This is a genomic window from Williamsia sp. Y712 (assembly GCF_059445525.1).
Genome location: NZ_JCAIUN010000001.1, coordinates 13,290 through 38,899, shown reverse-complemented (window position 1 = coordinate 38,899; position 25,610 = coordinate 13,290). Strand labels below are relative to the sequence as shown.

At 64.9% G+C, this 25,610-nt stretch carries 27 protein-coding genes; 19 read left to right on the top strand and 8 right to left on the bottom strand.

Translation table 11 applies throughout. The annotated features are described in order from the left end of the window. The first annotated feature begins 45 nt into the window (after window positions 1-45). The 7 genes from AC1D75_RS00200 (at window position 46) to AC1D75_RS00170 (ending at window position 7,295) form a co-directional block, all read left to right on the top strand. Window positions 46-1,200: an acyl-CoA dehydrogenase family protein gene (locus AC1D75_RS00200; protein WP_495513332.1), complete on the top strand. Its 1,155-nt coding sequence runs from the start codon at window positions 46-48 to the stop codon at window positions 1,198-1,200. Window positions 1,201-1,227: 27 nt separating this feature from the next. After that, entirely contained in the window at window positions 1,228-1,974 is a 747-nt protein-coding gene (locus tag AC1D75_RS00195) for a GntR family transcriptional regulator (protein ID WP_495513331.1), read from the top strand. 34 nt (window positions 1,975-2,008) lie between these two features. After that, a complete protein-coding gene (locus tag AC1D75_RS00190; protein WP_495513330.1) occupies window positions 2,009-2,815 on the top strand; it encodes an MBL fold metallo-hydrolase in 807 nt (268 codons plus the stop codon). A gap of 393 nt (window positions 2,816-3,208) precedes the next feature. Next, window positions 3,209-5,923 (top strand): HAMP domain-containing sensor histidine kinase, encoded by a 2,715-nt coding sequence (locus tag AC1D75_RS00185; protein ID WP_495513329.1) that lies wholly within the window; start codon window positions 3,209-3,211, stop codon window positions 5,921-5,923. Next, entirely contained in the window at window positions 5,920-6,333 is a 414-nt protein-coding gene (locus tag AC1D75_RS00180; protein ID WP_495513328.1) for a roadblock/LC7 domain-containing protein, read from the top strand. The genes AC1D75_RS00185 and AC1D75_RS00180 overlap by 4 nt, the downstream gene beginning before the upstream one ends. Before the next feature lie 7 nt (window positions 6,334-6,340). Then, complete coding sequence (locus AC1D75_RS00175) at window positions 6,341-6,733, top strand: DUF742 domain-containing protein (RefSeq protein WP_495513327.1); 393 nt, start codon at window positions 6,341-6,343, stop codon at window positions 6,731-6,733. Further along, window positions 6,714-7,295, top strand: a complete 582-nt coding sequence (locus AC1D75_RS00170; protein ID WP_495513326.1) for a GTP-binding protein — start codon at window positions 6,714-6,716, stop codon at window positions 7,293-7,295. Before AC1D75_RS00175 ends, AC1D75_RS00170 begins: the two co-directional genes overlap by 20 nt. A 77-nt stretch (window positions 7,296-7,372) precedes the next feature. On the opposite strand, the gene AC1D75_RS00165 is transcribed toward AC1D75_RS00170, so the two are convergent. Both AC1D75_RS00165 and AC1D75_RS00160 read right to left on the bottom strand, forming a co-directional pair. After that, window positions 7,373-8,047 (bottom strand): Crp/Fnr family transcriptional regulator, encoded by a 675-nt coding sequence (locus tag AC1D75_RS00165; protein ID WP_482137185.1) that lies wholly within the window; start codon window positions 8,045-8,047, stop codon window positions 7,373-7,375. Window positions 8,048-8,216: 169 nt separating this feature from the next. Next, window positions 8,217-8,465, bottom strand: a complete 249-nt coding sequence (locus AC1D75_RS00160) for a hypothetical protein (RefSeq protein WP_495513325.1) — start codon at window positions 8,463-8,465, stop codon at window positions 8,217-8,219. Window positions 8,466-8,687: 222 nt separating this feature from the next. Between AC1D75_RS00160 and nth the strand changes: the two genes are divergently transcribed. Genes nth through AC1D75_RS00140 form a run of 4 tightly spaced genes read left to right on the top strand, consistent with a single transcriptional unit; the run spans window position 8,688 to window position 12,030 of the window. Further along, window positions 8,688-9,368 (top strand): endonuclease III, encoded by a 681-nt coding sequence (gene nth, locus AC1D75_RS00155; RefSeq protein WP_495515927.1) that lies wholly within the window; start codon window positions 8,688-8,690, stop codon window positions 9,366-9,368. A gap of 3 nt (window positions 9,369-9,371) precedes the next feature. Next, window positions 9,372-10,100, top strand: coding sequence for a TlpA family protein disulfide reductase (locus tag AC1D75_RS00150; protein ID WP_495513324.1), 729 nt, complete (start codon window positions 9,372-9,374; stop codon window positions 10,098-10,100). Beyond that, window positions 10,097-10,831 carry an NUDIX hydrolase gene (locus AC1D75_RS00145; protein ID WP_495513323.1) on the top strand — a complete coding sequence of 245 codons (735 nt, stop codon included), beginning with the start codon at window positions 10,097-10,099 and terminating at the stop codon, window positions 10,829-10,831. The genes AC1D75_RS00150 and AC1D75_RS00145 overlap by 4 nt, the downstream gene beginning before the upstream one ends. Next, complete coding sequence (locus AC1D75_RS00140) at window positions 10,831-12,030, top strand: MarP family serine protease (protein WP_495513322.1); 1,200 nt, start codon at window positions 10,831-10,833, stop codon at window positions 12,028-12,030. The genes AC1D75_RS00145 and AC1D75_RS00140 overlap by 1 nt, the downstream gene beginning before the upstream one ends. 31 nt (window positions 12,031-12,061) lie before the next feature. On the opposite strand, the gene AC1D75_RS00135 is transcribed toward AC1D75_RS00140, so the two are convergent. Then, complete coding sequence (locus AC1D75_RS00135) at window positions 12,062-12,988, bottom strand: alpha/beta fold hydrolase (RefSeq protein WP_495513321.1); 927 nt, start codon at window positions 12,986-12,988, stop codon at window positions 12,062-12,064. A gap of 3 nt (window positions 12,989-12,991) precedes the next feature. Next, a complete protein-coding gene (locus AC1D75_RS00130) occupies window positions 12,992-13,510 on the bottom strand; it encodes a phage holin family protein (RefSeq protein ID WP_495513320.1) in 519 nt (172 codons plus the stop codon). Between the two features lie 193 nt (window positions 13,511-13,703). Between AC1D75_RS00130 and AC1D75_RS00125 the strand changes: the two genes are divergently transcribed. Next, complete coding sequence (locus AC1D75_RS00125) at window positions 13,704-14,207, top strand: SRPBCC family protein (RefSeq protein WP_495513319.1); 504 nt, start codon at window positions 13,704-13,706, stop codon at window positions 14,205-14,207. Between the two features lie 16 nt (window positions 14,208-14,223). On the opposite strand, the gene AC1D75_RS00120 is transcribed toward AC1D75_RS00125, so the two are convergent. Beyond that, window positions 14,224-14,886 (bottom strand): response regulator transcription factor, encoded by a 663-nt coding sequence (locus AC1D75_RS00120; RefSeq protein ID WP_495515926.1) that lies wholly within the window; start codon window positions 14,884-14,886, stop codon window positions 14,224-14,226. A gap of 1 nt (window position 14,887) precedes the next feature. After that, window positions 14,888-16,090 (bottom strand): sensor histidine kinase, encoded by a 1,203-nt coding sequence (locus AC1D75_RS00115; RefSeq protein WP_495513318.1) that lies wholly within the window; start codon window positions 16,088-16,090, stop codon window positions 14,888-14,890. A gap of 183 nt (window positions 16,091-16,273) precedes the next feature. Here AC1D75_RS00115 and AC1D75_RS00110 point away from each other — a divergent pair, with 183 nt between their 5' ends. Then, window positions 16,274-16,498: a hypothetical protein gene (locus tag AC1D75_RS00110; protein WP_495513317.1), complete on the top strand. Its 225-nt coding sequence runs from the start codon at window positions 16,274-16,276 to the stop codon at window positions 16,496-16,498. A gap of 14 nt (window positions 16,499-16,512) precedes the next feature. Here AC1D75_RS00110 and acs read toward each other — a convergent pair whose 3' ends face one another. Continuing rightward, on the bottom strand, window positions 16,513-18,456 hold the full coding sequence (gene acs / locus AC1D75_RS00105; RefSeq protein WP_495513316.1) for an acetate--CoA ligase: 1,944 nt from the start codon (window positions 18,454-18,456) through the stop codon (window positions 16,513-16,515). A gap of 135 nt (window positions 18,457-18,591) precedes the next feature. Here acs and AC1D75_RS00100 point away from each other — a divergent pair, with 135 nt between their 5' ends. Next, window positions 18,592-19,440 carry a LuxR C-terminal-related transcriptional regulator gene (locus tag AC1D75_RS00100; protein WP_495513315.1) on the top strand — a complete coding sequence of 283 codons (849 nt, stop codon included), beginning with the start codon at window positions 18,592-18,594 and terminating at the stop codon, window positions 19,438-19,440. An 86-nt stretch (window positions 19,441-19,526) separates the two neighbouring features. Then, window positions 19,527-20,252: a Fic family protein gene (locus AC1D75_RS00095; RefSeq protein WP_495515925.1), complete on the top strand. Its 726-nt coding sequence runs from the start codon at window positions 19,527-19,529 to the stop codon at window positions 20,250-20,252. A 435-nt stretch (window positions 20,253-20,687) separates the two neighbouring features. Here the strand turns inward: AC1D75_RS00095 and AC1D75_RS00090 are convergent, their stop codons facing one another. Further along, a complete protein-coding gene (locus tag AC1D75_RS00090; protein WP_495513314.1) occupies window positions 20,688-21,524 on the bottom strand; it encodes an HAD family hydrolase in 837 nt (278 codons plus the stop codon). A 404-nt stretch (window positions 21,525-21,928) separates the two neighbouring features. Between AC1D75_RS00090 and ssd the strand changes: the two genes are divergently transcribed. The 4 genes from ssd to AC1D75_RS00070 are packed head-to-tail and all read left to right on the top strand — an operon-like array spanning window position 21,929 to window position 25,594. Then, complete coding sequence (gene ssd, locus AC1D75_RS00085) at window positions 21,929-22,996, top strand: septum site-determining protein Ssd (protein WP_495513313.1); 1,068 nt, start codon at window positions 21,929-21,931, stop codon at window positions 22,994-22,996. Then, window positions 22,993-24,189 (top strand): TadA family conjugal transfer-associated ATPase, encoded by a 1,197-nt coding sequence (locus tag AC1D75_RS00080; RefSeq protein WP_495513312.1) that lies wholly within the window; start codon window positions 22,993-22,995, stop codon window positions 24,187-24,189. The genes ssd and AC1D75_RS00080 overlap by 4 nt, the downstream gene beginning before the upstream one ends. Further along, window positions 24,186-24,995: a type II secretion system F family protein gene (locus AC1D75_RS00075; RefSeq protein WP_495513311.1), complete on the top strand. Its 810-nt coding sequence runs from the start codon at window positions 24,186-24,188 to the stop codon at window positions 24,993-24,995. Before AC1D75_RS00080 ends, AC1D75_RS00075 begins: the two co-directional genes overlap by 4 nt. Further along, window positions 24,992-25,594, top strand: a complete 603-nt coding sequence (locus AC1D75_RS00070) for a type II secretion system F family protein (RefSeq protein ID WP_495513310.1) — start codon at window positions 24,992-24,994, stop codon at window positions 25,592-25,594. The genes AC1D75_RS00075 and AC1D75_RS00070 overlap by 4 nt, the downstream gene beginning before the upstream one ends. Window positions 25,595-25,610: the final 16 nt, after the last annotated feature.

Below are 25,610 nucleotides of genomic sequence, written 5' to 3'. Positions count from 1 at the left end.
GCACCGAATATGGCCGTACAAAGTTTCACTGTCGCGGAGGGTGTCATGAGCTACAACTTGAACGACGAAGAATCGATGCTGGTGCAGACGGTGCGCGATTTCGTCGACCGCGAGGTGAAGCCCTCCGTACGTGAGGTCGAGAAAGCCAACGAGTATCCCGACAAGTGGATCGATCAGATGAAACAGATCGGTATCTACGGGCTTGCGGTCGATGAAGAATACGGCGGCTCGCCCGTGTCGATGCCCTGCTATGTGGCGGTCACCGAAGAACTCTCCCGCGGCTGGATGAGCCTGGCAGGCGCCATGGGCGGACACACCGTTGTCGCCAAACTGATCACCATGTTCGGGACCGACGAACAAAAGCAGAAGTACCTCCCGGTGATGGCGACCGGTGAGATGCGGGCCACGATGGCACTGACCGAACCGGCTGGTGGTTCGGACTTGCAGGCGCTGACGACCGTGGCCAAGACCGATGGCGACGACCTGGTCATCAACGGCGCCAAGACCTGGATCAGCAACGCGCGGCGATCCGGCGTGATCGCACTGCTCTGCAAGACGGATCCGGCCGCCACGCCACGCCACGCCGGTATCTCCATTGTTCTGGTGGAACATGGCCCCGGACTGACGATCTCACGTGACCTACCCAAGCTGGGCTACAAGGGCGTCGAGTCATGCGAGCTCTCCTTCGACAACTACCGCATCGGGCAATCGGCGATCCTCGGTGGTACACCGGGCAAGGGGTTCCCCCAGATGATGAAGGGCCTCGAGACCGGGCGCATCCAGGTTGCCTCGCGGGCGCTCGGTGTCGCGGCGGCGGCACTCGAAGACGCGTTGGCCTATGCCCAGCAGCGGGAGAGTTTCGGCAAGCCGATCTGGAAGCACCAGTCGATCGGAAACTACCTGGCCGACATGGCAACCAAGCTGACCGCCGCCCGGCAACTCACCCGTTTTGCCGCCGAGAAGTTCGACTCGGGGGAGCGTTGCGACATGGAAGCCGGTATGGCCAAGCTCTTCGCCTCCGAAGTCGCGATGGAGATCGCCCTCAATGCGGTCCGGATCCACGGTGGCTACGGATACTCCACCGAATACGACGTCGAACGCTACTTCCGGGACGCCCCGCTGATGATCGTCGGGGAGGGCACCAACGAGATCCAGCGCAATGTCATTGCCGGACAATTGGTGTCCCGCGGCGGGCTATAGGCCTGCCCGCGTAGCATCGTGGCGATCATGCCTGGGAAAAGGAGCGAGGCGGCGCCCGCCTACCAATTGTTGGCCAACCAGCTGCGGCAGGACATCGCCGCCGGCCGGTACGACAACGGGGTGCGCCTGCCGACGGAATCCGAACTGTCGGAGCTCTATGAGGTCAGCAGGCAGACCGTGCGCCGCGCATTCGTGGACCTGGTGGCAGCCGGCATCGTCTATCGGGTGCCGGGCCGCGGAACATTCGTCAATGAATCCGGTGGGCGGTACGTGCGGCAGCAGGGTTCGATCGAGGACCTGATGAACCTGTCGCACGACACCACGATGGAGGTGGTCGATCAGCTTCGCAGGCGGATCGATGTGGAGGCCGCCAGTCGGCTGCGGCTGGACAGCGACGTCGTCTACACCGTGGTGTTCCGGCGGGTCCACGAAGGGATCCCATTCGTGCTGACAACGGTCCATTTGCCCGAGGACGTCGCCCGACTGGTCATCGATGCCCCGGAAATGGCGCAGGGCGCAGTCAGTACCTACACGGTGATCGGGCTCCTGGAACGGCATCTTGCCGCGCCCATCGCCGAGGCGGCGCAATCCATAACGGTCGGGCAGGCCGATGACCTCGACGCCGCACATCTCGATTGCGAAGCGGGTCAGCCTGTTCTACGGATCGATCGGCTGTACACCGACAGCAACGGGGTGGTCAGTGAACTGTCGGTCAGTCACTTCCTGCCCGAGCACTACACCTACCGCGTCACGCTGTATCGCGATCGCGGGTGAGCTGGGTCATGCCGGGGACGTTAGCCTGAGTCGCATGAGTGAATTGCAGCATCCTGCATACCGTGAAGTTCGCCCGGTCACCGACTTCGCGTCGGTGTTGCTGTGTCGCAACCCCGGGATGATGACTCTGGATGGCACGAACTCCTGGATCTTGCGGGCACCCGGACATCCGGATTGTGTTGTGGTCGACCCCGGCCCCAAAGGCAAGAAAAAGCACGTGAAAGCCATTGCTGCGCAAGGAAACGTGGTGCTCGGGCTGATCACCCACCGGCACTACGACCACACCGGTGCGATCAAGTACTTCCGCGCGCAGACCGGTGCCCCGATCAGGGCCCGCAGCGCCGAATACACCCGCGGCGCCTCGACCCTGGCCGACCGCGAGGTCATCGAGGCGGCGGGATTGAAGATCACGGTGCTCTACACACCCGGTCACACCGGGGATTCGGTCAGCTTCCTCGTCGAGCACGAGGGACAGCGAGCCATGTTGACCGGCGACACCATCCTCGGCGGGGGCACCACGGTTCTCGATCCGTCGGACGGATCATTGCGCGACTACATGAACTCACTCAATCGGCTCATCGTCGAGGGCGACGAATGTGTGATGCTGCCGGGCCACGGCCCCGATCATGCCGAGCTGATCCCGGTGGCCCGCTATTACAAGGCGCACCGCGAGCAGCGGATCGATCAGGTGCGGGCAGCGCTGGCCGAACTCGGGGTGAGTGCAAAAGATGCCAAGCCCGGCAAGGTCGTGAAAAAGGTATATGCCGACGTCGACAAGAAACTCTGGCCTGCCGCCAAGATGTCGGTCAAGACGCAACTCGCCTATCTCGCAGAGGATTAGATTTAATGGCGTGGATCTTATCGGCGAGATTGGGAACAATTCGTTAGCGTTGAAAAGTACCGTCCGACAACGGGTTTGGCTTCGTCATTAATCTTTGATCGTGGCGATATTGGCCTCTGATCGCGACGATCAAAATGATCGCATTCAGAGCAGCTCAAGCGTCTGATCGTTTATTCCTAAGCGAGTCAGGGCAATCTCAAAACTATCGTCACGCAACGCGTTGGTATAAGTTGCTCCCACAGAAGATGCCCAAGCTTTCGTTATGCGTCACATCAAGCCAAGGCGTCTTTGCCGGGGAACATCCGTTGCCCTTGCCTCCAGCCCACCCGGGCGAATCGAAGTGGGATTCGAGTCGTGGTCGAAATCGGAACTGAGTCATCGAAGCGTAGAGGTGTGCCGCGTATCTGGTCCCTCTCCGGCTGGCCGGTCAGCGTCAAGGTCGCGGCCGTTGTTGCGCTCCCGCTTGCGCTGGCCATCTTTTTTGGTGCGTTGCGTATCCAGTCCGTGGTTGCCGACGCATCGGACCTGTCGGCGAATGTCGAGAAGTCGAGTGCGTCCTCGATGCTGTTCGTCATCGACAACCTGGTGGGTGACCTCGCCACCACCGGTGATCCGGGGCAGGAGGATCAGCTCGGCAAAGTGCTGTCGTCACTCGCCGTCGGTGACCGACTGAAAGATTCGCCGCTGCAGGCCAACGTCGCCGGCGAGTTCCAGGCTGCCTTGGCAGCTGCGAGTGAGCTGCGAAAACGCCTACAGTCCGGGCCGGTACCGGTCGCAGATCGTATCGCCGTCGCAGAGGGCATGACAGCGGCGGCTACGGAACTCTGGCTCGCCTCTGTGACCAATCTCACCAACGGGTTGGCCGACGACAAAACGGATTTGAGAACGCTCGGCAACGGCATCATCGATGCGCTCTCCGGTAACCGGGCGGCGCAAACCCAGCAGATCCTGCTGTCCGAGCCGAACAAGGCCACGCTCGGCCTGGCCAACCAAGCCGCGGGCCGCGAGAGCGCTTATCTCGCGGCGTTGGCCGTGCTGCTCGGTGACGACTCCCCGGAAGTCCAGGAGCTTCGTTCTCAACTCGACAGCCGCCTCGCCATCTACGCCACCGGATCGAACGCCGGCCTGGCCGAAGCGGCTGCATCGGCGGAGAGGTCGGGGCAGGTGTACAGCACCATCACCGAGCGTCTTCTCGCAGAGTCGATCGATTCGCTGACCGCGCAGGCGGACGATCGGCGCAGGGCCGCGTGGATTGAGTCGGCGATCGTCCTTGCCGCTGTGTTGATCGCGTCTCTGGTCGCCCTTTTGGTGGCGCGGTCGCTGATCCGACCGATTCGGCGACTACGACAAGGCGCGCTCGATGTTGCGCACCGCGCTCTTCCCGACGAGATCGAAGAGATCCGCATGGGTGGCGATCCGCCCAAGGTCGTCCCCATCCCGGTGCACACCAAAGAGGAGATCGGTCAGCTGGCCCGAGCTGTTGACGACATCCACGAAGAAGCCCTGGCACTCGCCGGCGAGCAAGCACGACTGCGACTCCAGGTCGGCAACATGTTCGAGACGCTTTCGCGGCGGAGTCAATCGCTCGTGGACCATCAGCTCGCCCTCATCGAGGAACTCGAGCGCGATGAGGACGACCCGCGCAGGCTGGAGAGCCTGTTCCGCCTCGATCACCTCGCGACGAGGATGCGGCGTAACGGGGCCAACCTGATGGTGCTCGCCGGCACCGCGCCGCGCCGGAACCAGAACGACCAACCGGTGGCTGTGGACACCGTCCTGAGTGCCGCTGTGTCCGAGGTCGAGGACTATCGCCGCGTGTCGATGCAAGAGGTACCCGACGCGATGGTGGTGGCCACGGCGGCGTCCGACATCGTGCATCTCCTCGCCGAGTTGATCGACAACGCGCTGCGGTACTCGCCTCCCGACACCCTTGTCTCCGTCGCGGCCGCGCGTGCCGTCGATGGCGGAATCCTCATGGAGGTCGCCGACCGTGGCCTCGGGATGTCCGCATCGGAGATCGACGAGACGAATGTCCGGTTGTCCGTCGGCGGCGAGGTGACACCCGAGACGGCGCGCCGGATGGGCCTGTACGTGGTGGGGAGCCTTGCGCAACGCCACAACGTGACGGTTCGCCTTCGTATGACGCAGGCGCAGGGGAGTACGTCTGGAGTCACCGCCAGCGTGCACATCCCCGTGAACCTGGTCGTCACCTCCTTCCCGTCGCATAGTCGGAACGGGCGGCCGGCCCGGCGGGACTCGGCAGCATCGTCTCGGACGGCGGCGAACCGTCTGTTCGACGGGGCTGGTTCAGACAGGGGTGCCCAGAGCGCAGGTGCACCTACAGCGGTCGCCTCACCAGCAGCACCCGCAGCGAAGTCCGGTTCCTCGACCGCGTACACCGAGCTCACCGCGGCCAGGCTGCCACGACGTCGGCCCGGAGCGAGCGGAGTCGACAAAGCTCCGGCGCCGGTCTTCCCTCCCACCGACTCCGTCTCGTCGACTGTTGACTGGAACGTGAACGGTTCGCCCTCCGATACCTCTGCGTTCTTCAGTGCCCGGCCCGCGGCTCGCGCCGACAGAGCGGCGGCTGACGCCACCGGGAACGGTCCGACGACCAACGGCCACAATCGTCCGCCGCCGAAGGACCAGACCCCCGCCTTTGAATCGATGGACTGGGCCGAACCTCCGCCGTCGGCACAGGAGGCCATGTCTCCTGAGACTGTGTTGCCTGAGGGCGGCCCACCGGTGTCCATCTATGAACGCATGGTCTCGGAGTGGTTGCTCGATCCCGCAGAGGCTCAGCGCCCGAGCGGTTCCTGGTTCACCGCTGCCGACGCCGGATGGGCAGCGGCGGCGAGCGCAGCCGAGTCTCCGATCACGACACGGACGGAAAGCGGTCTGCCCGCCCGTACGCCCGGCGCCCGCCTGATCCCAGGAGGTGTCAACCCGTCGCGGACGTCCCCCCTCCCGCACCGCCCCGATCCGGCGAGCGGACCGACGAGGAATCCGGAGGACGTGCGGCGAAAGTTCACGAACCATTTCGACGGCGTCCGCGCCGGCCGTTCCGAAGACGCCTCCCACCGACACAGAACGGATGAGAACGAATGAATTACTCCGTGGCCCCAACACCGGACCGGTCGCTCGACTGGCTCGTGTCGAACTTCGCGAGAGACATAGTCGGTGTCGTACACGCCGTCCTGGTCTCGGCCGATGGCCTGCTCATGGCAACAAGCGAAGACCTGCCTCAGGAACGGGCCGAGCAGCTGGCGGCCGTGACATCTGGTCTGGCGAGCTTGTCCTCAGGTGCGGCGCGATTGTTCGACGGCGGCCCGGTGTTGCAGTCGGTCGTCGAGATGGAGAACGGCTACCTCCTACTGATGAGCGTCGGTGACGGATCGCACCTGGCGACACTGACCGCCGCGTCGTGCGACATCGGCCAGGTCGGGTACGAGATGGCCGTGCTCGTCTCGCGCGTCGGCAACATGGTGGAACCGTCGGCCCGAATGCGAGAGCGGTGACGCACTCATGCCCCCACCCGATCCGCCGCAGGACGATTTCTCTGAGATCGATGCGCCGTCGCCCAATCTGGTGAGGCCGTACACGCTCACGGCGGGGCGTACCAACACCGACATCTACCTCCCGCTCGAAGCTCCGGTGCACACCACCCCGGACACCATCCCGAACTTCTGGCCTGCCAGCGACGTCCGCACGAAAATCATTGCGCTGTGCAGGAACGGACCGTCCGTGGCCGAGATATCGGCACGTCTGAACCTGCCCCTCGGCGTTGCGCGTGTGCTGGTCGGGGATCTCGTCGAAACCGGAAGCCTGCGCCTTTCGGAGACCCTCAGCGACGACGCGACTGCGGCGGAGCGCCGCGAACTCATCGGAAGGACACTTCGTGGACTACAGGCACTCTGATACGAGAGGCCGAGCCGCATCGACAAAGATTGTGGTGGCGGGCGGTTTCGGCGTGGGCAAAACCACGTTGGTCGGCACGATTTCGGAAATCGTGCCCCTTCGCACCGAGGCGATGATCACCGACCAGTCCGAAGGCGTTGACGAACTCGACACGGCGGGAACGAAATCGACGACGACGGTCGCCATGGACTTCGGCCGCATCACGCTGTCGGACGATCTCGTCCTCTACCTCTTCGGCACCCCGGGTCAGCGTCGCTTCTGGTTCATGTGGGACGACCTCGTGCGCGGGGCGATCGGTGCCATCGTGCTCATCGACACCAGGCGCCTCGACGATTCGTTCGCGGCAATCGACTACTTCGAAGCCTGCGGTCTGCCGTTTGTCGTTGCGATCAACCAGTTCGACGACGCACCACGTTTCGCGATCGACGACATTCGAGAAGCGTTGGCGATCTCGGGTTCCGTGCCCATCCTCGAAGTCGACGCCCGGCGGGCACAGTCGGTACGCACAGCGTTGATCACCCTCACCGAGTACGCACTCACCAGCGTGAGGTCAGCCAGCTAGGTTCCTCGGTCAAACCAAAACCGCCAGTTCCAACGCGCCACATGGGGCGCCGGAACTGGCGGTTGAGGAAAAGGAAATCAGCGAGCGCGACGTGCCAGGCGCTCGGAGTCGGCGATCAGGACACTCTTGCCCTCGAGACGGAGCCAGCCGCGCTGCGCGAAGTCGGCCAGGGCCTTGTTCACGGTTTCGCGGGAGGCGCCCACCAGCTGGGCGATCTCTTCCTGGGTGAGGTCGTGGGTCACACGCAGAGCCCCGGCTTCCTGCGTTCCGAAGCGCTGGGCCAGCTGCAGGAGCTGCTTGGCCACGCGTCCGGGAACGTCGGTGAAGATGAGGTCGGCGAGGTTGTTGTTGGTGCGTCGCAGACGGCGGGCCAACACCCGGAGCAGCTGCTCCGCGATCTCCGGCCGGTCAGCGATCCATGAGCGCAGAGCGTCACGGTCCATCGAGACCGCACGGACCTCGGTCACGGTGGTGGCCGAGGAGGTACGCGGACCCGGATCGAAGATGGACAGCTCGCCGAACATGTCGGACGGCCCCATGATCGTCAGCAGATTTTCACGGCCGTCGACCGACTTGCGGCCGACCTTCACCTTGCCGGACAAGATGATGTACAGCCGGTCTCCGGGCTCACCTTCGTTGAAGATGACATGTCCACGGGGAAAATCAACAGGCTGGAGCTGATTGGCCAGTGCTGCGACGGCGGTGGGCTCCACACCTTGAAAAATGCCCGCCCGCGCCAGTACTTCCTCCACTTACGCCCCTTTCTAAGGGTCCAGCCAGACCACGTTCAAACCTGAGAATGCTCACACAAATCATGCTGTTGTGTTCGTCACCCGTTATGCAGTCTACGGGTAACCGGAAGAAAAGCTGGCCGTTACCCCCACTAACGCCGATGGCCTGTCGCGAGAGGGTCCACAATCGCTAACTGACACGAATCGAATCGTCCGATTCGGAGTTCGCCGGCATCCGGCGATCGCGGAACTCGTCGAGCGCGGCGGGAAAACCGTGCGTGGCCAGCGTGTCGAGCTGTTCGGGTTTTGCCGACTCCAAGAATTCCTCGACGTGTTCACCGCGGACGGTGAGACGTTCGAGCCGGCTCTCGAGCCGCTCCATCGACAGAGCGAAGAGCATGAGTGCGGCTGGGAAGAGAAGTACTGCGAGTCCGTGCATGGGGTGTAGTTAACACAACCCAGGTCTCAGAAGTGAAACAATCGCCATAGGAACGGTTGTTGGGTGCGTTTCCGGAGGCGGAGCTCGACCGGTCGAGAGCGCACTCTGACGGGCGCCCCGTACTCTGAGTTGGTGAGTTCGAAGGCAGGGGTCAAACGCGCCAAGACCGCGGCGCAGCGCGGGACCGAGACCCACACAGGTCTGGTGCGGCGTGCGCGACGGATGGATCGCACCCTGCAGGTCGCGTTTCCGCACGTCTATTGCGAACTGGACTTCACCAATCCGCTGGAGCTGTCGGTCGCCACCATCCTGTCGGCGCAGTGCACTGACGTGCGGGTGAACCTGACAACGCCTGCACTCTTCAAGCGCTACCGCAGCGCCGAGGACTACGCAGGCGCCGATCGGACCGAACTCGAAGAGATGATCAGATCGACCGGTTTCTACCGGAACAAGGCGAACTCGATCATCGGCCTGGGCCAGGCACTCGTGGAGCGATTCGACGGTGAGGTGCCGTCGAATCTGCGTGATCTGGTGTCGCTGCCCGGGTTCGGCCGCAAGACCGCCAACGTCGTACTCGGCAACGCCTTCGGTGTACCCGGAATCACAGTGGACACCCACTTCGGACGGTTGGTGCAGCGCTGGAAATGGACCGCGGAGACCGACCCGGTCAAGATCGAGCACGCTGTCGGTGAGCTCATCGAGCGCAAGAACTGGACCGACATGTCGCACCGCGTGATCTTTCACGGTCGACGGGTCTGCCATTCGCGCAAGCCCGCCTGCGGCGTCTGCGTGCTTGCCGCCGACTGCCCGTCCTACGGTCTGGGACCCACGGAGAAATCCGAGGCCGCCGCTTTGGTGAAGGGGCCCGAGACCGACCATCTACTTGCACTGGCAGGTCTCTAGTCGATGTCGGATTCACCTGAACCGGGCCAGGCCCGGCCCACTGAGCGGTCGCGTTTTGCGTTGTCGACCTCGGCCCGCTGGACACTGGCTGTCCTGATTGTCGTGATCGCGCTGATCGTTGCCATCTGGCCGCGGTCCTCTCCCGATCCCTCGCCTGCGCCGTCCGCGGTGTCGACGGATGGAACCGGAAAGCTCCCCGGACTGCAGGCGGCAGTCTCTGACGAGGACATGGTGAAGGCCAGGGAAAAGGCCGGATTGCAGCCTTGCCCGGCCGCGCCCGGTCCGGCGCCGGAGAACTCCGCACTCAAGGGTGTTCTGGTGCCTTGCCTGGCCGACGGCTCGACCGTCGATCTCGGGGTTGCGACGGCCGGTACCCCGATGCTGGTCAATGTCTGGGCTCACTGGTGTGGTCCGTGCCGGGCCGAACTCCCGGTGATCGCCGACTATGCCGAGCAGGCAGGCGACAAGATCCGGGTGCTGACCGTGCAGGGCAAAGAAGGGGCGGAGAACGTCTTCCTATCACTCAATCTGCTGGCCGAAATCGGTGTGAACCTGCCGACCGTTGTCGATCCGGATGCGAAGATCGCTGCTGCCCTTGGCATTCCGCGCGTCTATCCGGCGACCGTTCTGGTTCGGGCCGACGGTACGGTCGCCGCGGTGCTGCCGACGGTCTTCGACACCGTCGACGAGGTGTCGGCGGCCGTCGACAAATACCTGGGTGTCGCCGCGTGACCGAGATCTTGGTGCCGACGGCGTCGGTGCCCCCATGGATGCGCGCGCTCACCGCGAATCTTGCCGGCGTCACGCAATCGGTCGAGGAGCGCGGAGGGATGACCGCCCGGCTCATGCGTTCGCAGATGCCGATCACTCGGCCCGCTGCCGTGCTGATTCTGATCGGTGGCGACTGGGACGGCGATCCGACCCATCACGGTGGTGTCCCCGCCGATGCCACGGTGCTCCTGACCCAGCGCGCCAGCACCCTGCGTAACCACGGCGGGCAGATCGCCTTCCCCGGTGGCGCCCGCGATCCGGGCGACGACTTCCCGGTGGGCACCGCAATGCGTGAGGCGGAGGAGGAGACCGGGCTCGATCCCTCCGGTGTCAGCCAACTGGCGGTCCTGGACATGTTCCCGGTTCCGCCTTCCGGCTTCGAGGTGTCGCCCGTGCTGGCCTACTGGACCGAACTGTCCGACGTCGGTGTCGTCGACGTCGGTGAGACCTCTCGGGTGCTCCGGGTTTCGCTGCGCGACCTGATCGATCCGCACAACAGGATTCAGGTCGAACGGATGATCGCAGGCACCCGCGCCTACCGGGCACCGGCTTTCTGCGTCGAAGGCATGCTCGTGTGGGGCTTCACCGGCGGGCTGCTGGCCGCGGTCATCGAGGCCGCCGGCTGGGAGATTCCCTGGGACAAGTCGGATATCCGTGACCTCGATGAGGAGCTCGCCAAGGTGGGTCAGTGATGAGCGGATCCGCATGGGTCGACGTGATCGTCATCGGCATCGCACTGCTCGCCGCCGCGTCGGGATATCGCCAGGGCGCGATGTCGTCGGCGCTGGCGTTCATCGGGGTCCTGCTCGGCGCGGCAGCCGGTGTACTGCTGGCGCCGCATCTGATCCGCAACATCGAAGACCAGCGTTGGCGGCTGATCGCCGGCGTTCTACTGCTGGTCGCGTTGGTGATCGTCGGCGAGATCTCGGGCATGGTGCTGGGCCGGGCGGCTCGGAGCGGTATCCGGACCCTGTCATTGCGACGGGTGGATTCGGTGATCGGTTCGCTGCTGCAAGCGGTCGCGGTCCTGTTGGCCGCCTGGATCCTGGCCACACCGATCAGCACATCGGCGCAACCGCAGATCGCTGCGGCGGTCCGAGATTCCAAGGTGATCGAGGAGATCAACCAGATCGCGCCGGCGTGGCTCCAGCGGGCCCCGCGCGAATTCTGGGACATGTTCGACAACTCGGGGCTCAAAGAGGCCATCGGGCCGTTCGGCCGGACCCCGATCACCAGCGTCGACCCACCCGACGAAACGCTCCTCGATCAGCCCATCGTCGAACAGGTCCGGGGCAGTGTCGTCAAGATCGAAGGCATCGCGCAGAGCTGTCGGCAGGCTCTGGAGGGCAGTGGCTTCGTGGTCTCGCCCGAACGGGTGATGACCAACGCGCACGTGGTGGCAGGCACCAACCTGCTGCAGGTGTCGGCCTCCGACGACACCTTCGACGCGACCGTTGTCTACTTCGATCCGCTCACCGACATCGCGGTTCTCGATGTCCCCGGCCTACCGGCCCGGGCGATGCGATTCGCGGACGAGCTCGCGAAAACGGGTACCGATGCGATTGCGCTCGGCTTTCCCGAAGGCGGGCCGTTCAACGCCAGCGCCGAACGGATCCGTGAGGTCATCCAGTTGCGGGGCCCGGGCATCTATCCCGACACAGCGGTCACCCGCGAGGTCTACACCGTGCGGGGCTCGATTCGACAGGGCAATTCCGGCGGGCCGCTGATCAATTCAGATGGGGAGGTGCTCGGTGTGGTGTTCGGTGCTGCCGAGGATCCGTCCACCGAGACGGGGTTTGTGCTGACCGCGGCTCAGGTTCAACCGGGTCTGGCCGAATCCGAACGCCTGAGCGCGCCGGTCGACACCCAGTCCTGTGTCCACTCGTCCTGAAGGCGCGGCCGGGTGATCGGTGGGGGACAGGTCAGTTCTGCAGGAACTCGATCAACTGGCGATTGACCTCGTCGGGCTGCTCTTGATGTGCGTAATGACCGGCATCGGCGACCTCGGTCAGTTCCAGCTTCGACGACCAGTGCGCGCTCGCGGTGAGCGTCGATCGCTGGATGTAGTTGTCGAGTTCACCCCGGATCGCGAGAACCGGGATGTGCAGCCGTTTGTCCATGAGCTCCAGGAAGCGGTTCCCGTCGGGCCGGAACTGCGACCGGAAGGCCCAGCGCTGGTATTCCAGACTGCAATGGGCCACGCCCGGTATCTGGATCGCGGAACGGTTCCGATGCGCGGTGTCGGTGAAGTCCTCGGTGTCGATCCAGGCGGGACCGGAATGTCTGCGCAGGAGTATCTCGGCCATCACGCCGTCATCCTCGGTGAGTGTGCGCTCCGCCGTCCGGGGGATCTGGGACTTCAGGAACCCGCCGAGGAATGCCTTGCGCTGGCTCGGTTCGCGCAGCGTGGCCGTCTTGAGGGCCTGCGGGTGCGGAGAGGAGAGCACCACCATCGACTTGACCGAACGGGGATGCAGGACGGCGGTGGCCCAGCAGACCAGGCCACCGTCGGCGTGACCCACGAGGGTCGCGTCGGTATGACCCAAGGCCCGGATCAGGCCGTCGGTGTCACCGGCCAGTGTCCAGCCGTCGTAGCCGCGGGGAGGTTTGTCGCTGTCGCCGTAGCCACGCAGGTCGACGGCGACCGCCCGGTAGCCGGCCTCGGTGAGCGCTGTGAGCTGGTGGCGCCAACTCCACCAGAACTCACCGAAACCGTGCATGAACAGGACCAGCGGACGATCGTTCCGCGGGGTCGCGGCCTCAACCGCATGTAGTCGGACGCCGTTGGCGCGGACATCGCTGTGGTGCCATCCCGTGAACCGGACGGTCGACGGATCCGGGGCAGGCAAATGTCAGCCCTTGGCGGGCTGGCTGGGCTTGCGCAGGTCGGTGCCGGGGCGAACCTGTGCGTCGTGGCTACCAGGGCCTGCAGGCAACACGTCCGAGAGGTGCTGGACGGACGCGATGGTCTTCTTGGGCCCGGTCATCCGTTTGAACACGATGTACCCGACAAGTCCGGTGATGATCGCCAACACGAGAAGGATCAGGAAGACGATGCCGAATGCGGCCCACCGCGGCAGCCATTCCGAGAGCAGCTCTCCGAGGAACCAGAAGAAGAACAGGCTGGCGTAGAGCGCGACAGTGAGGGCCACGACGATCAGGCCCGTGCCGATGGCAGCCTTCTTGGCCTCCCCGGTCAGTTCGGCCTTGGCCAACGCCACTTCAGCGCGGAACAGTGTCGACAGATGTGCGGTGGCTTCTTTCACCAGCGCGCCAACACTCGGGTCACCACCGGGGCGCAAATTGGGGTCGGACAACGGGATCGATGAGACGTTCGGAACATCTCCCGAGGTGCGGTCGTCCAGAGTCACTGCTACTCCTCCATCCTCGGACAAGTATCCGAGACCACCCGGACGCTTGGCTTTCTTGTCGCCGGGGTTTGTAGCCTCTTATGTTGCCATGCCAGGATTGATCGCAGGCTCATCGGACCGTTCTCGCGCGATTGGTCGAATCCTGTAATCGCCTCACCGCCCGCCGGGAACGAACGCCTCACGAAAGGCAATCATGCCCGCGTACCCGCTCGAACCGTTTGGTCTCGACTTCTTCGAGACCGCCCCGCTCACCCACCGGTTCTCGGTCAACCTGCCGGTCAGCCCCGCCACGGCGTGGGCCGAACTGACAAGGCAGAACACCCTCGACTGGTGCCGGATCATCAAATCGATCACCTTCACCTCGCCGCCACCTTACGGCGTCGGCACCACGCGGTCGGCCGAATTGGCCCCCGGCTACGTGAAGTTGTCGGAGAAATTCTTCTGTTGGGACGAGGACCCAGAGGCGGGGCGATACCGCAACGCCTTCTACGTCGAGCAGGCCAACGTCCCGAGCCTCAAGGCGTTCGGTGAACTCACCGAGGTCGAGCCCGCACCGATCGGCTGTCGATTCACGTGGTCGTTCGCCATCGAACTCACGGGGGTGATGGCCAAGACCACCAAGTTCGCGACGCCGATCTCCGCGAAGACCTTCGCAACCATCGAGACCGACACGGTCAAACACTTCGCGAGGCTGTAGCGCTGCGAAGGAGTGCTCAGCGGGCGCGGGGACTGACCACTCCGTGGTCGAACGCGTAGACCACCGCTGCAGCCCGATCGCGCACACCGAGCTTGTGGAAGACGTTGCCGACATGGCTCTTGACGGTGACCACCGAGATCACCAGTTCTGCGGCGATCTCGTCGTTCGACAACCCGCGTCCGATCAGGCCCAGGACCGCCGATTCGCGTGAGGTCAGGCGATCGAGTGAGGCGCCGGCGGCAGTCGGGCCCGGCGCAGCCCGATAGGTGTCGAGTACCCGCGCGGTGATCGCCGGATCGAGGACTGCCTCACCTTCGGCGACGATGCGCACGGCCCGGATCAGCTCTTCGGCGGGTGAATCCTTCAACACGAACCCGGCCGCACCGGCCCGCAGCGCGTCCGACAACAACTCTTCGTCCCGGAACGTGGTGAGTACCAAGACCGGTGGAGGATCGACTGTCGACGCCAGCCTCCGGGTTGCGGCCATCCCACTGACCCGCTTCATCCGCAGATCCATCACGACCACATCGGGCCGGTGGTCTGCCACGGCGTCGACCACCTCGTCGCCGTCGGAGCATTCGCCGATCACGTCGAAACCGTCTTTGCGGCGCAGGATTCGACGCAGTCCGGATCGGACCAGGTCCTGATCGTCGACCAGCAGTACGCGGATCCGCGGCATCTCAGTGGACACCGGGTACCGCCGTGCCGCGCAGGTCATTGCCGGTCCGGTGGTCGGTGGCAAACGGCAACACCGCGTTGACCTCCCAGGCGTCGTCGGTCGGCGCCGCATGGAACCGGCCGCCCAGATGCTCGATTCGTGAACGCATCCCGCTGAGGCCGGACCCACCCGGTCGGCGACGGTTGTCGGGCGTGACCTTGTTGCGCACGGTGATGTGCAGACTTCCGGCCGCATCGGGCCGCACTTTCAGATCAACGGTGGCGCCGGGAGCGTGTTTCGATGCGTTGGTCAGGGATTCCTGGACGATGCGGAACGTCGCGAGTTCGGTTGCACTCGTGGCGGGCGCACCGGGATCGTCGTAGTCGAACCGAATGTCCTGTCCGGCCCGCCGGAACGTCGAGACGAGTTCGTGCAGATCGCTCAGACCCGGTGTCGGGGAGTCGGGTTCGGCGTCGGCGCGGAGCAATTCGATGGTCTGGCGGATGTCGGCCATCGCCGCGCGGCCCTGTTGTTCGGCATCGAGGAGGGCGGCGACGGCCTCGGTGGTGTCGTTGTCCTCCTGCAGCGCCCGCCGGGCGCCGGTGACGTTGAGCAGAACGATGCTGAGGGAGTGTGCGATCACATCGTGTACTTCGCTGGCGAGGGTGACGCGGTCGAGCTGCAGTCGCGCGGCCCTGGCCTGACGCTCCCGCAACAACAACGCCAACTGTGCCTGCATCAGATGGCCCACTGCGACACCGAAACACAGCATCGCGGCGATCAACCATCCCTGCTCAACCGCTCCGGTCGCGATTCCGATCGCCAGGGCACCGGCGCTCAGGATCATGTTGACGACCGACTGTTTCCACGTGCTGATCGCCCCGCCGGTGGTGACACCCAGAACCAGCAGCAGTGGCGCGGCATCGGCGTACACCGGGATCATCCAGAAGAAGGCCACCGAGATGACCGTTCCCACAACGAGTAACGGGGTGAACACGATCCGCTTCTTGAGGAACAGGCAGGCGATGTGCGGAGCTGTTGCGAAGAACACCGCAAGCGAGAGGTACAACCATTCCCAACCGTGCGGATGATCAGCGATCCGTTGTGCGGTCGCGGCGCTCACGGCGGCCAGTATCGCGACGTCGGTGATCAGCATGTAGTACCAGGGGTACTGGTACCCCATCAGCGCGAAGGTGCGCGCATACCGTGCAGTCAACCACCGCATCTCGTTGATCTTATCGGGTGAGGTCCGTTAAAACCTCCGTCCTGGGGAGGATTCTCCGGACCTGCGGTGGTAGGAGTGAAAGATCGTCCCCGAGGTGGCTGACCTGCGGATTTGTTCTGATTAGCGTTCTTGGTACCCGATCGGTGTCCCACCTGATGCCGACAGAAACCAAGGAGAGCGACGATGTTCTGGATCCTGGTGTGTGTGGGTGTTGTGGTGATCTCGACGTGGCCGTTCGGTGGCGGCGACGGCCTGGACTATCGGGCGCGTGAAGTGCGTGCTGCGATGGCACGGCGCGACGCAGCGGATAGTGCGCAGATGCGGAAAATCCGACGGACTCGTCGCCGCCATGACCTGCGTGAATCGCTGCGGTGGGCCCGGACGACACCTGAGGTCGCCCGGGCCTGACACAACTGGTGCGCTCAGCTGTTGTTGCCGCGGCGGATGTTGTCGAAGACCGTCGGGTCCACCAGTGTTGAGGTGTCACCGAGTTCCCGGCCCTCGGCGACGTCCTTCAACAGACGGCGCATGATCTTGCCGGACCTCGTCTTCGGGAGTTCGGGCACAACATGGATCTCGCGCGGCTTGGCGATGGGCGAAATGTCTTTGGCGACCTGATCTTTGAGCTCTTTGACGAGCTGATCGCCGGTGTCTTCCTGGCCCTGACGCAGGATGACAAACGCGACAATGCCCTGACCTGTGGTCGCGTCGGCGGCGCCGATCACCGCGGCCTCGGCGATGCTGTGGTGGCCGACAAGCGCGGATTCGACTTCGGCCGTGGAGATTCGGTGTCCCGAGATGTTCATGACATCGTCGATGCGACCCAGGACCCAGAGATCGTGATCGTCGTCGTAACGGGCACCGTCACCGGCGAAATACCAGCCCTGGTCCGCGAACCGCGACCAGTAGGTGTCCCGGAAACGCTCGTCGTCGCGCCAGATTCCACGGAGCATCGCCGGCCACGGCTTGTCGAGGACCAGGAATCCCTGTTCGCCGGCGCCCACTGATTTACCTTCTTCGTCAACGATGTTCGCGCTGATCCCAGGCAGCGGGGCCATCGCGGAACCGGGTTTGGTGGCGGTGATCCCGGGAAGTGGCGAGATCATGATGGCCCCGGTTTCGGTCTGCCACCAGGTGTCGACGATCGGGCAGCGCTCGCCGCCGATGACCTCGTGGTACCAGCGCCAGGCCTCGGGGTTGATGGGTTCGCCGACGCTGCCGAGCAGCCGCAGCGAGCTCAGGTCGTGGGCGTCGGGAATCTCGCGGCCCCACTTCATGAAGGTCCGGATCAGAGTCGGCGCGATGTAGTAGGTGCTGACCTTGTACTTCTCGATGATCTCGAAATGGCGATGTTCGTTGGGGGAGTTGGGAGTTCCCTCGTAGACGACCTCGGTGGCACCGTTCGACAACGGGCCGTAGACGAGGTAGCTGTGTCCGGTGACCCAGCCGATGTCGGCGCCGCACCAGAACACGTCCTGGCCGGGCTTGTGGTCGAAGACGTTGTGAAAGGTATAGCTGACCTGGGTCAGATAGCCGCCCGAGGTGTGGACGATGCCCTTGGGCTTACCGGTGGTTCCCGAGGTGTAGAGCAGGAACAGGGGATGTTCGGCGTCGTGAGCTTCCGGGGTGTGCGAGGTATCGGCCTTGGCGACCGTCTCGTGCCACCACTGATCGCGACCGTCGGTCCAGTTGATGTCGGAGTCGGTGCGGTTCACCACGAGCACATGCTCAACCGACTTCGCGGCGTCGTCACCGCTGCCGAGAGCTTCGTCGACGGCGGCCTTGAGCGGTGCAGGCTTGCCGCGTCGGTACTGGCCGTCGGTGGTGACCACCAGTTTCGCTTCGGCATCGTCGACCCGCGAGCGCAGTGCACCGGCAGAGAATCCGGCGAAGACCACAGAGTGGGTCAGTCCAAGGCGGGCGCAGGCCAGCATCGTGACGATCGCTTCGGGAACCATCGGCATGTAGATGGCGACACGATCACCGGAGACCAGTCCGATCTCGGTGAAGTAGTTGGCAGCTTGCGAGACCTCGGCGAGCAACTGGTCGTAGGTGACGTCGCGGGAGTCGCCCGGTTCACCGACCCAGTGGATCGCGACACGACTGCCGTTGCCTGCTTCCACATGGCGGTCGACGCAGTTGTAGGCCACGTTGAGCTTGCCGCCGACAAACCACTTCGCGAACGGGGCGTCGGACCAGTCGAGGACGTCGGTGAAGTCGGTGTCCCAATGGAGGCGGCGCGCCTGCTCGGCCCAGAAGGCCAGGCGGTCGGCCTCGGCGGCCTTCTCGAGTTCGGGCCCCGCATTTGCTTGCGCGACGAACTCCGCTGGTGGGGGATATACCGCTTGTGCAGTGCCTTCGCTCATTGTCTCCCTTTCGCTTGCCGCCGGTTCGCGTGCCGTCATCAGCTGTGATGTGGGCGGGTTCGGCTGCCGCTGTGTTGTGTACCACATCATGTCTGCGGCATCATCAACTGAAATAGCCCCGAAAGTGGATAGTGCATGAGTGGTGACAACGCGGTCCTCCGTCCCAGCGATCGTGAGCTGGTGCGGGCTACGAGCGCGCGCTTTCGTCGGATGACCGGAACACCGGTGGTTTTCGCGGGCCTGCGTGATCAGGACACCATCGCGGTCACGACATCGGTCGGTCACAAGACCTCTGCACTGCGCACCATTCGGGTGACCCCGCAGCGCGGCCTCGGCGGACTCATCTGGCTCAACAAACGCGCGATCCTGCTCCGCGACTACGGCTCGGCCGACGAGATCACCCACGATTTCGACGACCAGATCCTCGGTGAGGGCATCACGGATCTCGCGGCGGCACCGATAGTTGTCGACGGTTCGGTGCGCGGGCTCTTGTATGCCGGCTGGCGTGGCCAGGGACCCATGGGCGACGACGTGATCAACGCATTGACCGTCGAAGCGGCTCGGGTTGCCACCGAACTGAGCACACGCGATGAGGTCGATCGCCGCGTTGCCGCTCTGGCCGCCCGCACCCAGGCCGAGCAGGCGCAGGCGTCTGCGCTCGATTGGTGCAATGAGCTGCGCGATATCGCCACGGTGTCGACCGATGAAGAGTCTCGCAGGCGGATCCTCGAACTCGTCGACCAGATGGGTGGCGGGGGACGATCGGCCGCTCAACCGTCAGTACCGCTCACACCGCGCCAACTCGAGGTGTTGTCGCTGGTGGCGATGGGTTTTGGCAATCGGGTGGTGGCCGACCGGCTGGGGTTGACGGTGGACACGGTGAAGACCTATCTGCGCGCCGCGATGGTCCGCCTGGGCGCGCACACCCGGCACGAGGCCGTGGTGAAGGCGCGGAGTGCGGGCCATGCTCTTGCGTTGCCCTGACCACCGGGAGATGCACTGATCCTGGCGGGAGTGTGGGCCGCGTACGCTGATCTGTCGTGACCGATCCGCTGGCTCCACTGTTCGAGATGCCGGGCGTCGCGACGGCCGCCGACCGTGCGCGCGATGCGCTGGCCGCCGCACACCGACACCCCGCCAACCTGCGCGGCTGGGACAAAACAGCCACCGAGGCGTCGTGGCGGGCCGGCCGTTCGTCGGCCGCAATTGACGGCGGCAGTGTCGAACTCGTCCGCGATGGAGATTTCGACGATCCGGTACTCGCAGGCGCGATGAGGGTCGCCCAGGCGCTCGACGGTGATTCCCTGCCGCAGATGGTTGCGGTCTGGATGCGTGCGCCGTTGCAGACTCTCGCGCGACTACATGTGCTCGCCGCCGCCGACATCACCGACGACCAGCAGTTGCTGGGTCGGCCGCGCGCCGATGCCGAACTCGGGCAGAGGCTGGACTTGCTCGCCCAACTGGTTACCGGCGCAACCAAGGCGCCGGCACCGGTGCTCGCAGCTGTGGTGCATGCCGAGCTGCTGGCGCTCGCACCCTTTCAGCACGCCAATGGTGTGGTGGCCCGGGCCGCGTCCCGGCTGGTCTGTGCCGGCACCGGACTGGACCCGCACAATCTCGGAGTCCCCGAGGTCACGTGGTTCAAGCGGGTTTCCGAGTACCGCGACCTGTCGAAGGGATTCGGTACGGGTGATTCCGAGGCAATCAGGTTGTGGTTGCTGCTCAGCTGTGAAGCGCTGGAAGCCGGTGCTGCCGAAGCGATGTCGATCGCAGAAGCGGCGCGTCCGAGAAAGTAAAAGCGGCAGACAACGCGCTGCGGACGGCTCTCTGGCCCGACGTTTTAGAACGTGGGGTCAGATCGCCGCCCGCTAGCACGGATCCGAGTTACACATGCGTGCGTTTTGTGGTTGTGTGGGATGACCTCGGCAAGTGTTCCGGCGTCTTGTCCAAATGCGCTCCCACCCAAAGGAACTCAGTTGAACTCGGTGCGGATCTTGCAGGTCCACTACCTGTAGCCTCCCGCGGCGTGCTTCGCGTGGGTGCTCGCTATCCGTGCTGGGAGTGCGCGGTCAGGAGTCCGTACCTTCTCTTCCGGCCCGCACTTGGCGTTCCGCGCTTTCCGTAACTACTTTGTACACCGTGACCACAGTCACATCAAGTGTTCCCCGGCACGAATTCGAGGATTCATTCATCCGTTGCGGCTGAACATATTTGCAACCGCCGTCCCGGACTCAGTGCCGTTTGCGCTGCAGGATCGTATAGGTCAGTGCGCCGGCCGCCAATGCGCTCAAACCGACTGCAGCAGAAGCAGTCACCTTTGGTGAAGGGGTTGATGGGAGCCGATCGCGGAGTGAGATCGGTTTGGTGAACGACAGCATCGGCCACCCGCGTTCGGCGGCCTCACGCCGCAGGCCCCGATCAGGATTGATGACTGTCGGATGGCCGACCGCGCTGAGCATCGGCAGGTCGGTGATCGAATCGGAGTACGCGAAGCACTGCGAGAGGTCGTAGCCGACGGCCCTGGAGATGTCGTTCATCGCCACCGCCTTTTCCTCGCCGTAGCAGTAGAAGTCCATCACGCCTGCGTACTTGCCGTCGACGACCTTCATTCGGCTGGCCATCGAATAGTCGGCGCCGAGCATCTCTCCGATGGGCTCGACGATCTCGGCGCCCGAAGCCGACACGATCACCACGTCATGGCCACGCGCCTTGTGAGCGGCGATGAGATCGGCGGCCTCGGCGAAGACGAGCGGGTCCACGATGTCGTGCAGTGTTTCGCGGACAATCGAGGAGACCTGCTCGACGTCCCAGCCGGTACACATCTCGGTGACGTGTTTGCGCATCCGCTCGACCTGATCATGGTCTGCCGCCGACAGCAGGAACATGAACTGCGCATACGACGATTTGAGGACCGACCGCCGATTGATCAGACCCTGATCGAAGAACGGGCGCGAGAATGCCAGCGAGCTGGACTTGGCGATGATCGTCTTGTCGAGGTCGAAAAAGGCGGCGATCGGGGCGCTGGCCGAGTGCTGCGAGCCCTCTTCGGTCGGCCGGAATGCTGTCACTCGTCGAGGGTACGTCCGGGCCGCGCACTAGGCGAAGATTCAATTGTTCGGGTTACTCCATTGGAAGTCCGCGCGCCGCGGGATGAACGAAGTAAGGCGATTGGTTGAAGTTGCAATCAATCATGGATTCTTGTGTATAGTCGTACTTACCCGGACGAGATCCGGGGCTTTCAGCCCGACCCCCCGGGGCTGAACGCGACGACCCTGGCCTCCTCCCCCCCTGGCCGGGGTCGTCCCCATATCTGGGGGTTTTCGGTCATCTGACCCACACGCTCACCACTTGCTCTACCAGCGGTTTTGTCGTCTTTTGGGCAATTGTCCACAGTGCGGAGATCCATTCACAACCACCGCTCGAACCGGTGGTTTCGGGCGATGTCACGGTGCAACCAGCGCCACAGTGAGGCATGACCGAAGCTCCCCGGGTACTGGCGATGGTGTCGCCCGAAATGGCCGACGATATCGAGCGTGTCGCGGCCGCATCCGGCTATCACGTGATTCGTGCACGTCCCGATCGTTGCCGACGCGAATGGGCTGAGGCGACAGCCATTTTTGTCGACGCGTCGACCGTTGAGCAGACCCTCGCGGCCGGTTTGCCCCGCCGCAACGGGCTGATGGTCGTCGGTGTCACCGGAGACGGCCCGAACATGTGGCGGAGCGCGCTGGCGCTCGGGGCCGGCCACGGATTCGTGCTTCCGGATGACGAGCACGCGGTGGTTCAGGCGTTGTCGAGGATCCGGCGACCCACCGGCCCGGCGGGCGTCGCCATCGCAGTGATAGCCGGCCACGGTGGGGCCGGTGCGTCCACACTTGCCGCCGGTATCGGGTTGATCGCGTGTGAACGCGGCCACGGCGCTCTGCTGCTCGACCTCGATGAACTCGGCGGAGGTCAGGACCTGCTGCTCGGCGTCGAGGATCATCCCGGGTTGCGGTGGCAGGAACTCACACTGGAGAGCGGACAGGTTGTTGCCGAATCGCTGCACACCGCATTGCCCCATGCCCGCGGAGGCCTGGCCATCCTGGCCGGTCGGCGGGGTACGCCTGCGCCGGTCCGGCCAGAGTCGGCGCTTGCCGCGATCGACGCTGCCCGAGCAAACGGGGACGTCGTGGTCGTGGACGTACCGCGGCGTGCGGACGAGGTGGTCTCGGCCGTGGTGGAGGCGGCCGATCTGGTTGTCCTGGTCTGTGGCGCCTCGATCCGGGCATGTGCCGCCGGACGTGAGATGGCGGCCAGGCTTCGGGCGCGGGCAGGTCGGATCGAGGTGGTGGTACGCGGGCCGTCTCCGGGTGGACTGCGTGCCGGTCAGGTGGCGCAGGTGGTGGGATTGCCGCTGCTCACCGCCACCCGCGCGGATTCCCGGCTTGCCCGCGACCTCGAGTCCGGCGGACTGCTGTTGGCGCGGCGCTCGCCGTTGCGGCGCTGTGCGGCGACGGTCCTCGAGCGCGCCGAGACGCTGCGGGGGGCTGTGCGATGAGTGAACCGAGCCCGGTGACGGCGTCCAACCGCAGCCAACTCCTGACGAGGGTCCGCGAACGGTTGGCCGCCACCGCCCAGGACCCGACGCCCGAGGTGATGGCCGCGGTGGTCCGGGCCGAGGCCGGTGGTGTGCTCGGTGACACCGATCTTCTCGACGCGCTGCGCTTTCTGCAGACCGAATTGGTGGGTGCAGGCCGACTGGAGGATCTACTGGCCGGTCCTGGCGTCAACGACATTCTCGTTGTGGGTCCGCGGGCCGTCTGGGTTGATCAGGGGCGCGGACTTCGCTTGTCGGACATCGAATTCGAAGACGACGATGCGGTCCGGCGACTGGCCATGCGGCTGGCCCTGGCCGCAGGCAAACGACTCGATGATGCGCAGCCCTGGGTTGATGGTCAGCTGTCCGGACTCGGTCGACGTGGGTACAGCGTTCGCCTGCACGCGGTGATCCCGCCGATTGCCGTGGACGGAACCTGCCTGTCGCTGCGAGTCCTGCGGCCGGCAACCCAGAACCTGGACGCACTGGTGTCATCCGGTGCCATCGCAGAGGAAGCCGCGACTCTGCTGGAGGCGATCATCGATGCTCGGCTCGCGTTCCTGGTTGTCGGCGGGACCGGCGCCGGAAAGACCACCCTGCTGTCGGCACTGCTCGGTCGCGTCGATCCGGCCGAACGCATTCTCTGCGTGGAAGATGCCGTGGAGCTGGCCCCGCAACATCCACACGTGGTGCGACTGGTCGCCCGAACCCCCAATGTCGAAGGGGCGGGCGAGGTTCCGGTCCGTGCGCTGGTGCGCCAAGCGCTGCGTATGCGTCCGGATCGGATCGTGGTCGGTGAAGTGCGTGGCGCTGAAGTGGTTGATCTACTGACCGCGATGAACACCGGCCATGACGGCGGCGCCGGAACGCTGCACGCCAACTCCACTGCCGAGGTCCCGGCCCGGATGGAAGCGCTCGCCGCGCTCGGTGGCATGGACCGGCCTGCGCTCCACAGCCAGCTCGCGGCAGCCATCTCGGTCGTGATCGGTGTGTTCCGCGACGCGAACGGTGCCCGCGGGGTGGGGGAGATCGGGATGCTGCGCCGCGGTGCCGACGGTTTGGTGCACGTCGAAGCGGTGTGGCGTCGCCGCGGTGGCTTCACCGCTGCCGCCGCCGACCTGGCCGCGCTCCTCGACAGCAGGCTCGTTCGATGAGCGCGGTGCTCGCAGCGGTGGCGCTGACGCTGCTGCTCTGGCCGCGGACTCGAGCGCAGGTCCGGACACTCTCTTTGGACGGTGCCCGGGGCGTTCGGCGCCGCAGGTCCACTGAAGACGTTGTCGCCGTTGCGGCCTTCGGGGTCCCGGTCGCAGTTCTTCTGGTTGTCGGGATATCTGCCGGTATTGCCACTTCCATGGCGTCGGGCATGGCCTACCTGCTGTTTCGGGCCAGGAGACGCGAGGCGGAGGTGGTCGACGAGTTGGCCGCACTACTCGCTGCGCTCGAGGTGATGATCGCCGAGCTACATGTCGGCGCCCATCCTGCGCACGCTTGCCGGCAGGCAGCCGAAGACGCCGGAGGTGGACCGCGGTCGGCCGTTGCCGAGACGTTGTCGACGATGGCCGGACGGTCCATGCTGGGCGGCGACGTCGCAGGTGGGATCGAACAGGCACACGTCCGTGACCCGCAGGCCTGGTCTCGGGTGGCGGTGGCATGGCGAACAGCCGAACGGTACGGTCTGCCGATTGCCGAACTGTTGACCTCCGTGCGATCAGACTTGCTCGCACGCAGCAGATTTCGGGATCGGACGCGAGCCTCCCTCGCCGGGGCCAAAGCGACCGCGATGGTGCTGGCCCTGCTGCCGGTGCTGGGTATCGGTCTCGGGCAAGCAATTGGTGCCTCGCCGTTGTCGGTCCTGCTCGGGGGCGGCCTCGGAGGGATCCTCCTGGTTGTCGGCGTCGGTCTTGTCTGCGCGGGACTGTTGTGGTCGAGGCGCATTGTCGGAAAGGTCGCGGGGTCATGACCGGGTGGGTGGTGGCAGCTCTGGTCTGTGCGGTGGCGATTGTCGTGTGGCCCAGACCGGAGTGGATCACCTACCGGGTTGTCGGTCCGCCGGCCCGGCGTGAACGCAACCGGGAGCCGCGTTGGCTGGGCGCCAAGACCCCTGCTGACGATCCGTTTGCTGCAGCCGCAGGTTACGACCTGTTTGCGGTGTGCCTGCGCTCTGGACTGCCGGTCGGTATGGCAGCGAGGGTGGTGTCGCAATCGGCGCCTCCTGCACTTGCACGCGCACTCGCCCAGGCTGCGGATCTGCTCGCACTGGGTGCTGACCCGATGCAGGCATGGGCGGTTCCCGACAATGCAGACCCAGCAGTACAGGCACTGGCTTCAATGGCTCGGCGATCCGCGCGGGCCGGCTCATCCCCGGTCCGTGGGCTGGCCGAGCTGGCGGAGAGCAGACGAGCCGACGCCCAGGACCGGGCGGCAGCTGGAGCCGAACGTGCGGGTGTGGCGATCAGCGGACCACTGGGTTTGTGTTTTCTGCCGGCGTTCGTGTGCCTGGGAATCGTGCCGGTGGTCATCGGGCTTGCCGGACCGGTCTTCGGCGGCGGGCTGATGTGAGACCTGCCGCGGATAC